This is a genomic window from Agromyces sp. P1_H4 (genome assembly GCF_056405255.1).
The window spans coordinates 1-13,228 of record NZ_JBFUCL010000068.1 but is presented as its reverse complement, the minus strand read 5'-3'; the positions used below and the strand labels follow the sequence as shown (position 1 = coordinate 13,228).

Below are 13,228 nucleotides of genomic sequence, written 5' to 3'. Positions count from 1 at the left end.
CTCTACCACCGGCTCGCGGTCGACGAGGCGGCGGCGCACGCGTTCGCCGAGGCGGTGGCCAGCTACGACGCCACGCTGCCGCTGCTCGGGCCGCCGTCGAGCGCCCTCGAGCGGGCGTCGGATGCCTCGGGGCTCCGCTTCGCCCGTGAGGCCTTCGTCGACCGGGGCTACGTCGCCGACGGCTCGCTCGTGCCGCGCGGGGAGCCCGGCGCGGTGATCGACGATCCGGCCGCGGCCGCCGACCGCGCCCTCGAGCTCGCCGAGACCGGGGGCATCACGGCCGACGACGGCAGCCGTGTCGAGCTCGCGCCCGACTCGCTGTGCCTGCACGGCGACACCCCGGGCGCCGTGGCGATGGCCCGCGCCGTCCGCGCCGCCCTCGAGGCCGCCCGCATCGAGATCCGGGCGTTCGCATGACCCGCCGGCTGCTGCCGAGCGGCGACGCGGCCCTGCTCGTCGAGTGCGACTCGCTCGAGGAGGTACTCGCGCTGCACGACGCGCTGGCCGCCGATCCGAAGCCGGGCGTGGTCGAGCTCGTGCCGGCCGCCCGCACGATCCTCGTCGCCGTCGATCCCGCGCGCATGGCGCTCGAGTCCGCGGCGACCTGGGTGCGGCGCATCCCCGCCGAGGCGGGATCGCGGGTCGCGGGCGCCGCGGCGTCGCCGGTCACGATCCCGGTCTCCTACGACGGCGACGACCTCGTCGCGACGGCGGCGCTGCTGGGCGTCTCGACGGAAGCCCTGGTGGCCCGGCACACCTCGATCGACTGGCGGGTGGCGTTCATCGGCTTCGCGCCGGGCTTCGGCTACCTCGTGAGCGACGACTGGCCGTTCGAGGTGCCGCGGCTCGACGCGCCGCGCCCGCGGGTGCCGGCCGGGTCCGTCGCGCTCGCCGGGGCCTTCGGCGGCGTCTACCCGCGCCAGAGTCCCGGCGGCTGGCGACTGATCGGGCGAACGACGTCCACGCTCTGGGATGCCGAGTCGGCCGACCCCGCGCTGCTCGCGCCCGGGCGTCGCGTGCGCTTCGAGGCGGTCGACGCGGGATGACCCGCCTGCGCGTCGAGCACCCGGGCGCCTCGGCGCTCGTGGAGGACCTCGGCCGGCCGGGCCTCGCGCACCTGGGCGTCGCGGCATCCGGTGCGCTCGACCGCGGCGCGCTCACGCTCGCGAACCGGCTCGTGGGCAATCCCGACGGCGCCGCGGCGCTCGAGCTGGCCGTGGGCGGGTTCCGGGGCCGGTTCGAGGGTGAGGCCTGGTTCGCGGTGACCGGCGCCTGGGGGCCGGTGACGCTCGACGGGCGCCCGGTGCCGCCCTACACGGCGACGCGCGCCCGTGACGGTGCCGTGCTCGAGGTCGGCGTCGCCGCCCGCGGGATCCGCTACGTGCTGGCCGTGCGCGGCGGACTCGACGTGCCCGCCGCCCTGGGTTCGCGCTCGCACGACACGCTCGCCGCCCTCGGGCCCGGGCCGGTGGCGGCCGGGCAGGGGCTCCCGATCGGCGCGGAGCCCGCGGCATCCGTGCCCGTCGTCGACCAGGACGTCGCGTTCCCGCCGCCCGATGGGGCTGTCACGCTCGCGCTCCTGCCGGGGCCGAGAGTCGACTGGTTCACGGATGCCGCGGCCGCGACGCTCTTCGAGTCCGCCTGGCGCCTCTCCGGGCAGGCCGACCGCATCGGCGCGCGGCTGCTCGGGCCCGAGCTCGCGCGCCGCCGAGCGGGGGAGCTGGCGAGCGAGGCGACGGTGCCCGGGTCGATGCAGGTCGCGGGCGACGGACGGCCGACGATCCTGCTCGCCGACCGGCCGGTCACCGGCGGGTACCCGGTCATCGCGGTGGTCGCGGCGGGCTCGCTCGACGCCGTCGCGCAACTGCGGCCCGGCCAGGAGGTCCGCTTCCGCCACGCGTGAGGCGGCCCGTCGCCCGCCCGCGGCCCTCCTCGCGGAAGCAACTCTTCACAAACCGGGCATCGCGTGGAAGTATCTTCCATACCGACCTTGGAGGATCGACGATGCCCCTCGACGCCACGACACATGACGACCCGACGCCGAGCGGACTCGGCCGCCGCGACTTCCTCACCCTGGCCGTCGCCGGTGTCGCGGCATCCGCGTTCACCGTGACCGTCGGCACGCTGACGCCCGGCACCGCGTACGCCGAAGGCGCCGGCACCGCCGCGGGCGCCGCACTCGCCCCGCGCAAGCGCGAGCTTCGGGCGATGTGGATCTCGTCGGTCGTGAACATCGACTGGCCCAGCCGCACCGGTCTCGCCGCCGACGAGCAGCGCGCCGAGTTCCTGCACTGGCTCGACGTCGCCGAGCAGTTCCACCTCAATGCCGTGTTCGTGCAGGTGCGGCCCACCGCCGACGCGTTCTGGCCGAGCCCGCTCGAGCCGTGGTCGCAGTACCTCACCGGTGTGCAGGGCCAGGATCCGGGCTACGACCCGCTCGCCTTCATCGTCGACGAGGCGCACCGCCGAAACCTCGAGCTGCACGCCTGGTACAACCCCTACCGCGTCTCGATGCAGGCCTCCCCCGCGCAGCTCGTGCCCGAGCACCCCGCTCGCGTGCACCCCGAGTGGGTGTGGGCCTACGGCGGCAAGCTCTACTTCGACCCGGGCCTGCCCGAGGTGCAGGAGCACATCCAACAGGCGATCCTGCACTCGGTCGAGCACTACGACCTCGACGGCGTGCACTTCGACGACTACTTCTACCCCTACCCGGTGGCCGGGCAGGTGATCCCGGATGCCGCGACCTTCGCCGCGCACGGTGCCGGCTTCGCCGATGTCGCCGACTGGCGCCGGCACAACGTCGACACCTTCGTGCACTCGATCTCCGAGCGCATCAAGGCGCTGAAGCCGTGGGTGAAGTTCGGCATCAGCCCGTTCGGCATCTGGCGGAACCGCACGACCGACCCCCTCGGGTCCGACACGGGCGGCTCGCAGTCCTACGACCTGCAGTTCGCCGACACCCGCAAGTGGGTGCTGGAGGGCTGGCTCGACTACATCAACCCGCAGGTGTACTGGCAGATCGGCCTGGCCGTCGCGGACTACGCGAAGCTCGTGCCGTGGTGGGCCGGGGTCGCCGCGGCATCCGGCACGCACCTCTACATCGGCGAGGCGCTCTACAAGGTGACGTCGGGCGTGTTCACCGACCCGGCCGAGCTCTCGAACCACCTGACGCTCGACCGGGGCATCGACGACGCCGGCACGCCGGTGCACGGCAACGTGTACTTCTCGGCGAAGCACGTGCCAGCCGACCCGCAGGGCTCGATGTCCCGCGTGCTCGCCGACCACTACGCCCACCCCGCCATCGTGCCCGCCATGGAGTGGCTGCCGGCCACCGACGTGCGCGCGCCCGTGCTCACGAGGGCGACCCGCACCGACGCGGGCGTCGAGCTGCAGTGGTCGGATGCCGCGCCRCCGAGCCTGCGGGCCACCTCGTTCGCCGTGTACCGGGTCGAGGGCGGCACCGGGGCCATCGACGTCGAGGACGCCGCAAACCTGCTCGCGACGGTCCGCACGCAGTCGGGCGTCGTGCAGCGCTGGACGGATGCCTCGGCCGCGGAGGGGTCGACGTACCGCTACGTCGTCACCGCGCTCGACCGCGTGTGGAACGAGAGCGCGCCGAGCGTGGTGCGCCGCTCGAGCTGACCGCAGCGCGGCGACGCCGGCCCGCCGGTCGCCGGTCGGGTCAGCGACCGGGCTTGGACAGGAAGATCGAGCGCGCGGGCGGCGGCGACGGCACCGCCGTGGCATCCGTCACCACCGGCGCGCCCGCGATGAACCGGTGCAGCTCGTCGCCGTCGACGAGCTTCGCCGGGGCGGGGTCGCTCGCGAGCCGGCGGGGGAGGCCCGCGAACGGCAGCTCGTCGTGCGAGGCGTACATGACGACGTTGCCGAACCGCCGGCCCTTCAACATCGAGGTGTCGGCGGCGATCGCGACGTGCGCGAAGACGTGTGCGAGGGTCGCGGCCTGCGAGCGCGCGAACGCGAGGCCGGCGCCGTCTGCGACGTTGACGGCGACGATGCCGCCGGGCGCGAGGCGCGGCACGAGGAGCCCGTAGAACTCCGCGCTGGTCACGTGCGCGGGGGTGCGCGCGCCCGAGAAGATGTCGACCACCGCGATGTCGACCGCGCCGTCGAGGCCGGCGGGCAGCTTCGCGAGKACCTCGCGGGCATCGCCGTGCCGCACCCGCACCTGCGCGCCGCGGGGGAGCGGCAGGTGCTCGCGCACCAGGTCGACGAGTTCGCTCTCGAGCTCGACCACCTGCTGGCGCGAGGCCGGACGCGTGGCGGCGACGTAACGGGGGAGCGTCAGCGCGCCACCGCCGAGGTGCACGGCCGTGATGGGCGCGCCGTCGGGACGCACGAGATCGATGGCGTGCCCGATGCGCCGCACGTACTCGAACCCGAGCCAGTCGGGGCGCTCGACCTCGACGTGCGACTGCGGCGTGCCGTCGACGTAGAGCGTCCACGACCCGGGCACCGAGCGCGACTCCTCGAGGCGGGCGACATGGCCGCTCACGGAGAGGCGTCGTTCGAGGTCTGACACGGATGCCACGCTACCCGCCCGCTGCGAGGGGCGCGGCGCCGCGGCATCCGCCACCGCGTCGTACGGCACGTCAGCAGGCGCCCCAGAGCGCCGCGTCGAGACGGTGGCCGGTGAGCACCGCCCCGGGGAACGGCCCGGCCGCGGCGAGCCGGTCGGCGAGCCCCTCGGGGAGGCCGCCGGGAGTGGCGACCAGGAGCGCGTTGCCCTCCTCCGCGCCCGAGAGCACCGTCGGGTCGCCGGCGACGAGCAGTTCCGCCGCGGGGTCGGCGCGGGCGAACGCGCGGGCCTGCGCGCGCAGGCGGGTGAGGCCGGGCGCATCGGCCACGTTCACGGCGACGATGCCGCCGGAGCGCACGAGCGCGAGGCATCCGCCCAGGAATGCCGGCTCGTCGACGAACGCCGGCGCATCGAGCCCCTCGTAGACGTCGACCACCACCGCGTCGAGGGCCGGCCGCTCGGTCGCCGCCGCCAGGACGGCGACCGCATCGCGGGCGTCGGCGAGCCGGAGCTCGATGTCCTCGCCGGCCGGCAGCGGGAGCCGGTCGAGCACGGTGGCGGCGACCTCGGGATCGAGCTCGACGACCACCTGGTGGGACCCCGGCCGGGTCGCCGCGACGTAGCGCGGCAGCGTCATCGCGCCGCCGCCGAGGTGGAGGACCTTGATCGGTTCGCCCGCCGGCGCCACGGCATCGAGCACGTGGCCGAGGCGCCGCATGTACTCGAAGAACAGCCTCGTCGGATCGCTCGGATCCACGTGCGACTGGGCCGTGCCATCCACGAGGAGCGTGAGGCCCGTCGGCGAGAAGACGTCGGCCTCGAACTCGATGCGGGGGTGCGACATGCCTGCATCGTGCCACGTCCGCGGCCGCTCGAGCTGCGCGTTCCGGCCGCGCGAACCGCGCGATTTCGGGCCGCCCGCTGCCGGATCTCCCGGCCGCAACCGGGAATCGGCGGGGCATCCGCGCGGTTATACCGGAGATCCCGGAACAAATCAAGAATCTCGCTGGACATGGCGCGTCGTTTGACATATAGTTGACCTTTGCGCTCCCAGACCCACCATGCCTTCATATTGCGGTCGGCTTCGCGTGCCGGGGTTCCAGACCTCGTGCATCCGCAAACGTCTGAGGGGTTCCACTCTCCGCTACCGACAGTGAACCGGCCCGACGGGGCCGATGGAGGTTATTCACTTGGCTGCTGCGCGCAACGCGACCACGCCCACCCCCAAGAACGGACGCGGTGCAAGCCGCCTCTCGTTCGCAAAGGTCACCGACACCCTCACCGTGCCCGACCTGCTCGCACTCCAGACGGAGAGCTTCGACTGGCTGGTCGGCAACGACGCGTGGAAGGCACGCGTCGCCGAGGCCGAGGAGGCCGGCCGCCAGGACCTGCCCGAGCACACGGGCCTCGAGGAGATCTTCGAGGAGATCTCCCCGATCGAGGACCTCGGCGAGACCATGCAGCTCTCGTTCACCAACCCTGAGCTCGAGCCGCCGAAGTACACGATCGACGAGTGCAAGGAGAAGGGCAAGACCTACTCCGCCCCGCTCTACGTGAACGCCGAGTTCATGAACCACCTCACCGGTGAGATCAAGACGCAGACCGTCTTCATGGGCGACTTCCCGCTCATGACCCCCAAGGGCACCTTCGTCATCAACGGCACCGAGCGTGTCGTCGTGTCGCAGCTCGTCCGCTCGCCCGGTGTCTACTTCGAGCGCACCCCCGAGAAGACCTCCGACAAGGACATCTACTCGGCTCGCGTCATCCCGAGCCGTGGTGCATGGCTCGAGTTCGAGATCGACAAGCGCGACCAGGTCGGCGTGCGCATCGACCGCAAGCGCAAGCAGTCCGTGACCGTCTTCCTCAAGGCCCTCGGCCTCACGAGCGAGGAGATCCTCGAGGAGTTCGCCGGCTACGAGTCGATCGCGCTCACCCTCGAGAAGGACAACATCCTCACCAAGGAGGAGGCGCTCAAGGACATCTACCGCAAGCTCCGTCCGGGCGAGCAGGTCGCCGCCGAGGCCGCGCGTGCGCTCCTCGACAACTTCTACTTCAACCCGAAGCGCTACGACCTCGCCAAGGTCGGCCGGTACAAGATCAACAACAAGCTGGGCCTCGAGGCTCCGCTGACCGACTCGGTGCTCACGGTGCAGGACATCGTCGCCACGATCAAGTACCTCGTCGCCCTCCACGACGAGCGCACCACCATCGCGGGTCGCCGCGGCGGCAAGGCGGTCGACATCCGCCTCGACGTCGACGACATCGACAACTTCGGCAACCGTCGCATCCGCGCGGTCGGCGAGCTCATCCAGAACCAGGTGCGCACCGGCCTCAGCCGCATGGAGCGCGTCGTTCGCGAGCGCATGACCACGCAGGACATCGAGGCGATCACCCCGCAGACCCTGATCAACGTGCGACCCGTCGTCGCCGCGATCAAGGAGTTCTTCGGCACCTCGCAGCTGTCGCAGTTCATGGACCAGAACAACCCGCTCGCGGGCCTGACGCACAAGCGTCGCCTGAGCGCGCTCGGCCCCGGCGGCCTCTCGCGCGACCGCGCGGGCGTCGAGGTCCGAGACGTCCACCCGTCGCACTACGGCCGCATGTGCCCGATCGAGACCCCTGAAGGCCCGAACATCGGCCTGATCGGCTCGCTCGCGTCGTTCGCGCGCATCAACTCGTTCGGCTTCATCGAGACGCCGTACCGCAAGGTCGTCTCGGGCAAGGTCACCGAGCAGATCGACTACCTCACGGCGATGGAGGAGGACGACTACATCGTCGCCCAGGCCAACGCGCCGCTGAAGGCCGACGGCCACTTCCAGGAGGAGCGCGTCCTCGCCCGCAAGAAGGGCGGCGAGGTCGACCTGTTCCCCGCCGACGAGATCGGCTACATGGACGTCTCGCCGCGCCAGATGGTGTCGGTGGCGACCTCGCTCATCCCGTTCCTCGAGCACGACGACGCGAACCGCGCCCTCATGGGTGCGAACATGCAGCGCCAGGCGGTGCCGCTGCTCCGCAGCGACTCGCCGTTCGTCGGCACCGGCATGGAGGGCTACGCGGCCGTCGACGCCGGTGACGTGATCACCGCCGACAAGGCGGGCGTCGTCGCCGAGGTGTCGGCCGACTCGGTCACCGTGCAGCTCGACGAGGGCGGCACGCAGACCTACTACCTGCGCAAGTTCGACCGCTCCAACCAGGGCACGTCGTACAACAACCGCGTGGTGGTGTCGGCAGGCGAGCGCATCGAGGCCGGCGAGGTCATCGCCGACGGTCCCGCGACCGACAACGGCGAGCTCGCGCTCGGCAAGAACCTCCTCGTGGCGTTCATGCCGTGGGAGGGTCACAACTTCGAGGACGCGATCATCCTCAGCCAGAACCTCGTGAAGGACGACGTGCTCTCGTCGATCCACATCGAGGAGTACGAGGTCGACGCGCGCGACACGAAGCTCGGCAAGGAGGAGATCACCCGTGACCTCCCCAACGTCAGCCCCGACCTGCTCGCCGACCTCGACGAGCGCGGCATCATCCGCATCGGCGCCGAGGTCCGCCCCGGCGACATCCTCGTCGGCAAGGTCACGCCGAAGGGCGAGACCGAGCTCTCCGCTGAGGAGCGCCTCCTCCGCGCGATCTTCAACGAGAAGAGCCGCGAGGTGCGCGACACGTCCCTGAAGGTGCCTCACGGCGAGCAGGGCACGATCATCGGCGTGAAGGTGTTCGACTCGCAGGACGGCGACGACGAGCTCGGCTCGGGCGTCAACCAGCGCGTGGTCGTCTACATCGCCCAGAAGCGCAAGATCACCGAGGGCGACAAGCTCGCGGGCCGTCACGGCAACAAGGGCGTCATCTCGAAGATCCTCCCGGTCGAGGACATGCCCTTCCTCGCCGACGGCACGCCCGTGGACGTCATCCTGAACCCGCTGGGCATCCCCGGCCGAATGAACTTCGGCCAGGTGCTCGAGACGCACCTCGGATGGGTCGCCAAGCAGGGCTGGAAGGTCGACGGCAACCCGTCGTGGGCCAAGAAGCTCCCGAAGGACGCGCACGAGGCCGCCCCCGGCACCAAGGTCGCGACCCCGGTGTTCGACGGCGCACTCGAGGAGGAGATCGCGGGTCTGCTCGACTCGACGCTCCCCAACCGCGACGGCGAGCGCCTCATCGACTCGACCGGCAAGACGCAGCTCTTCGACGGTCGCTCGGGCGAGCCCTTCCCGTACCCGGTCTCGGTCGGCTACATGTACATCCTGAAGCTGCACCACCTCGTGGACGACAAGATCCACGCGCGCTCCACCGGCCCGTACTCGATGATCACCCAGCAGCCGCTCGGTGGTAAGGCGCAGTTCGGTGGCCAGCGCTTCGGTGAGATGGAGGTGTGGGCCCTCGAGGCCTATGGCGCTGCCTACGCGCTGCAGGAGCTCCTCACGATCAAGTCCGACGACATCCTCGGCCGCGTCAAGGTGTACGAGGCGATCGTCAAGGGCGAGAACATCCAGGAGCCCGGCATCCCCGAGTCCTTCAAGGTGCTCATGAAGGAGATGCAGTCGCTCTGCCTGAACGTCGAGGTGCTCTCGGCCGACGGCACCGCGGTCTCGCTGCGAGACACCGATGACGAGGCCTTCCGCGCAGCGGAGGAGCTCGGCATCAACATCTCCGCGCGCTTCGAGTCGTCGAACATCGACGAGATCTGAACCCGGCCAGAACGACGACTGAGATTTTTCTAGGAGAGAAATTGCTCGACGCAACCACTTTTGACGAGCTTCGCATCGGTCTGGCCACCGCCGACGACATCCGTCGTTGGTCGTATGGCGAGGTCAAGAAGCCCGAGACCATCAACTACCGCACGCTCAAGCCCGAGAAGGACGGCCTCTTCGGCGAGCAGATCTTCGGACCTTCCCGCGACTGGGAGTGCGCCTGCGGCAAGTACAAGCGAGTGCGCTTCAAGGGCATCGTCTGCGAGCGCTGCGGTGTCGAGGTCACGAAGTCCTCGGTGCGCCGTGAGCGGATGGGCCACATCGAGCTCGCCGCCCCCGTCACGCACATCTGGTACTTCAAGGGCGTGCCCTCGCGCCTCGGCTACCTGCTCGACATGGCGCCGAAGGACCTCGAGAAGGTCATCTACTTCGCCGCCTACATGGTGATCGACGTCGACGACGAGGGTCGTCACGCCGACATGCCCGGCCTCGAGAACGAGCTCCGGCTCGAGATCAAGACCATCGGCGACCAGCGCGACGCGCGCATCGCCACGCTCATGGCACGCAAGGAGGAGGAGCTCGCCGGTCTCGAGGCCGAGGGCGCCAAGTCCGACCAGAAGAAGCGCGCCGAGGCCGCCGCCGACAAGGAGATGGCCGGCGTCCGCAAGAGCGCCGACGAGCAGATCGCGCACCTCGAGCGCGTGTGGGAGGACTTCCGCACCCTCAAGGTCGGCGACCTCAAGCCCGAGGACTCGGTGTTCCACGAGCTCCAGGACCGCTTCGGCATGTACTTCGACGCCTACATGGGCGCCGAGGCCATCAAGAAGCGCCTCGAGGCGTTCGACCTGGCGGCCGAGGCGGAAGACCTCCGCCTGCAGATCGCCGAGGGCAAGGGCCAGAAGAAGATCCGCGCGATCAAGCGACTCCGCGTCGTCAGCTCCTTCCTGCAGACCGGCAACTCGCCGGCCGCGATGGTGCTCGACGTGGTGCCGGTGATCCCGCCGGAGCTTCGCCCGATGGTCCAGCTCGACGGCGGCCGCTTCGCGACCTCCGACCTCAACGACCTCTACCGTCGTGTGATCAACCGCAACAACCGCCTTCGTCGGCTGCTCGACCTCGGGGCCCCCGAGATCATCGTGAACAACGAGAAGCGGATGCTGCAGGAGGCCGTCGACGCGCTGTTCGACAACGGCCGTCGTGGTCGCCCCGTCACGGGCACCGGCAACCGCGCCCTGAAGTCCCTGAGCGACATGCTCAAGGGAAAGCAGGGTCGCTTCCGCCAGAACCTGCTCGGCAAGCGCGTCGACTACTCGGGCCGTTCGGTCATCGTGGTCGGTCCGCAGCTGAAGCTGCACCAGTGCGGTCTGCCCAAGCAGATGGCGCTGGAGCTCTTCAAGCCGTTCGTGATCAAGCGCCTCATCGACCTGAGCCACGCGCAGAACATCAAGGCCGCCAAGCGCATGGTGGAGCGTTCGCGTCCGCAGGTGTGGGATGTGCTCGAGGAGATCATCCGCGAGCGCCCCGTGCTGCTGAACCGCGCGCCCACGCTGCACCGCCTCGGCATCCAGGCCTTCGAGCCCCAGCTCGTGGAGGGCAAGGCCATCCAGCTGCACCCGCTCGTCTGCGCGGCGTTCAACGCCGACTTCGACGGCGACCAGATGGCCGTGCACCTGCCGCTGTCGGTCGAGGCCCAGGCCGAGGCCCGCATCCTGATGCTGGCGTCGAACAACATCCTGAAGCCATCCGACGGCCGTCCGGTGACCCTGCCCACGCAGGACATGATCATCGGCCTGCACCACCTGACGACCCACAAGCCCGGCGCAGCCGGCGAGGGTCGCGCGTTCTCGTCGATCGCCGAGGCCATCCTCGCGTTCGACCAGAACCGTCCGGGTGACATCGCGCTCGACCTCAACGCCACGGTGAAGATCCGCCTCGAGGGGCTGCACTTCGCCGAGGGGGACGAGCCCGAGGGCTTCGTTTCGGGCAAGCCGTTCCTCATGGAGACCACGCTCGGTCGTGCGCTCTTCAACGAGGCGCTGCCGGTCGACTACCCGTTCTTCAACCAGCAGGCCGGCAAGGGCCAGATCTCGGCGATCGTCAACGACCTCGCCGAGCGCTACCCGAAGACCGAGGTCGCCGCGACCCTCGACCGGATCAAGGACGCCGGCTTCCGCTGGGCGACCCGTTCCGGCGTGACCGTCGCGCTCTCCGACATCCTGACGCCGCCGAACAAGGGCGAGATCGTCTCGAAGTACGAGAAGCAGGCCGCGAAGGTCACGTCGCAGTTCGAGAAGGGTCTGACGACCGACCTCGAGCGTCGCCAGGAGCTCATCCAGATTTGGACGAAGGCCACCGACGAGGTCGCCAAGGCCATGCAGGAGAACTTCCCGACCGACAACACCATCAACCGCATGGTGACGTCGGGTGCTCGTGGTAACTGGCTGCAGGTGCGCAACATCGCCGGCATGCGAGGCCTCGTGAACAACCCGAAGGGTGAGATCATCCCCCGCCCGATCATCTCCTCGTACCGCGAGGGGCTGTCGGTGGCGGAGTACTTCATCGCGACCCACGGTGCCCGAAAGGGTCTGGCCGACACGGCCCTCCGTACGGCCGACTCGGGCTACCTCACGCGTCGTCTGGTCGACGTCTCGCAGGATGTCATCATCCGCGAGGACGACTGCGGCACCGGCCGTGGGCTCGACCTCGCGATCGCGACGACGGATGCCACGGGCGAGCTCGTCCGCGACCCGAACGTCGAGAACGCGGTCTACGCCCGCAGCCTCGCCGCCGACGCGGTGAACGCCAAGGGCGAGGTCGTGGCCGAGGCCGGCGAGGACGTGGGCGACGTGCTCATCGACAAGCTGCTCGGTGCCGGCGTCGAGACCATCAAGGTCCGCTCGGTGCTGACCTGCGAGTCCGCGGTCGGCGTCTGCGCGAAGTGCTACGGCCGTTCGCTCGCGACCGGCAAGCTCGTCGACATCGGCGAGGCCGTCGGCATCATCGCGGCCCAGTCGATCGGCGAGCCCGGCACGCAGCTCACGATGCGTACCTTCCACACCGGTGGTTCGGCCTCGGCCGACGACATCACGCAGGGTCTTCCCCGCGTGCAGGAGCTCTTCGAGGCACGTACCCCCAAGGGTGCGTCGCCCATCGTCGAGGCCCCGGGTCGCATCACGATCGACGAGACCGAGCGTCAGCGCAAGGTCATCCTCACGCCCGACAACGGCGACGAGCCCATCGCGTACAACGTGCTCAAGCGTTCGACGCTGCTCGTGGAGGACGGCCAGCACGTCGAGCTCGGCCAGCAGCTGATCGTCGGCACCGTCGACCCGAAGGAGGTCCTCCGGGTCAAGGGCGTCCGCGAGGTGCAGAAGCACCTCGTCGACGGCGTCCAGGACGTCTACCGTTCGCAGGGCGTGCCGATCCACGACAAGCACATCGAGGTCATCGTGCGGCAGATGCTGCGCAAGGTCACCGTCGTCGACCACGGCGACACCGACCTGCTGCCCGGCGAGCTCGTCGACCGCTCGAAGTACAACGAGATCAACCGCGCCACGCTCACCGAGGGCAAGAAGACGGCGTCGGCTCGCCAGGAGGTCATGGGTATCACCAAGGCCTCGCTCGCGACCGAGTCGTGGCTGTCGGCCGCGTCCTTCCAGGAGACGACCCGCGTGCTCACGCAGGCCGCCATGGAGGGGAAGTCCGACCCGCTGGTCGGCCTGAAGGAGAACGTGATCATCGGAAAGCTGATCCCCGCGGGCACCGGTCTGAACAAGTACCGGAACGTCGCGGTCGAGGCCACCGAGGAGGCGAAGGCGGAGCGGTACCCCAACCGCATCTTCGCCGACGACGCGGCCTTCGCCGAGGGAGACCTCAGCTTCGTCGACTTCGACGCGTTCTCGAGCGACGACTTCACCCCCGGCAACTACAGCTAGTCGCCGATACGACCGAAGGGCTCCGGAGCGATCCGGGGCCCTTCGTCGTACCCGGGGTCGTTCAGGGC

8 protein-coding genes are annotated in these 13,228 nt (G+C 70.1%); 6 read left to right on the top strand and 2 right to left on the bottom strand.

What is annotated here, in order from left to right:
* The 4 genes from AC1DY2_RS06520 to AC1DY2_RS06505 form a co-directional block, all read left to right on the top strand.
* On the top strand, positions 1 to 417 hold a 417-nt coding region (locus tag AC1DY2_RS06520; RefSeq protein WP_476761679.1), incomplete at its 5' end, for a LamB/YcsF family protein.
* A complete protein-coding gene (locus tag AC1DY2_RS06515) occupies positions 414 to 1,046 on the top strand; it encodes a 5-oxoprolinase subunit B family protein (RefSeq protein WP_476761678.1) in 633 nt (210 codons plus the stop codon). The genes AC1DY2_RS06520 and AC1DY2_RS06515, both read left to right, overlap by 4 nt.
* Entirely contained in the window at positions 1,043 to 1,903 is an 861-nt protein-coding gene (locus AC1DY2_RS06510; protein WP_476761677.1) for a 5-oxoprolinase subunit C family protein, read from the top strand. The genes AC1DY2_RS06515 and AC1DY2_RS06510 overlap by 4 nt, the downstream gene beginning before the upstream one ends.
* Before the next feature lie 101 nt (positions 1,904 to 2,004).
* Positions 2,005 to 3,642: a glycoside hydrolase family 10-like protein gene (locus AC1DY2_RS06505; protein ID WP_476761676.1), complete on the top strand. Its 1,638-nt coding sequence runs from the start codon at positions 2,005 to 2,007 to the stop codon at positions 3,640 to 3,642.
* Between the two features lie 40 nt (positions 3,643 to 3,682).
* On the opposite strand, the gene AC1DY2_RS06500 is transcribed toward AC1DY2_RS06505, so the two are convergent.
* Both AC1DY2_RS06500 and AC1DY2_RS06495 read right to left on the bottom strand, forming a co-directional pair.
* Entirely contained in the window at positions 3,683 to 4,543 is an 861-nt protein-coding gene (locus AC1DY2_RS06500) for a spermidine synthase (RefSeq protein ID WP_476761675.1), read from the bottom strand.
* A gap of 70 nt (positions 4,544 to 4,613) precedes the next feature.
* A complete protein-coding gene (locus tag AC1DY2_RS06495) occupies positions 4,614 to 5,384 on the bottom strand; it encodes a spermidine synthase (RefSeq protein WP_476761674.1) in 771 nt (256 codons plus the stop codon).
* A gap of 346 nt (positions 5,385 to 5,730) precedes the next feature.
* On the opposite strand from AC1DY2_RS06495, the gene rpoB reads away from it, so the two are divergent.
* Both rpoB and rpoC read left to right on the top strand, forming a co-directional pair.
* Positions 5,731 to 9,222: a DNA-directed RNA polymerase subunit beta gene (rpoB, locus tag AC1DY2_RS06490; protein WP_476761673.1), complete on the top strand. Its 3,492-nt coding sequence runs from the start codon at positions 5,731 to 5,733 to the stop codon at positions 9,220 to 9,222.
* A gap of 41 nt (positions 9,223 to 9,263) precedes the next feature.
* A complete protein-coding gene (gene rpoC, locus AC1DY2_RS06485; protein ID WP_159603945.1) occupies positions 9,264 to 13,160 on the top strand; it encodes a DNA-directed RNA polymerase subunit beta' in 3,897 nt (1,298 codons plus the stop codon).
* The last annotated feature ends 68 nt before the right edge of the window (positions 13,161 to 13,228 follow it).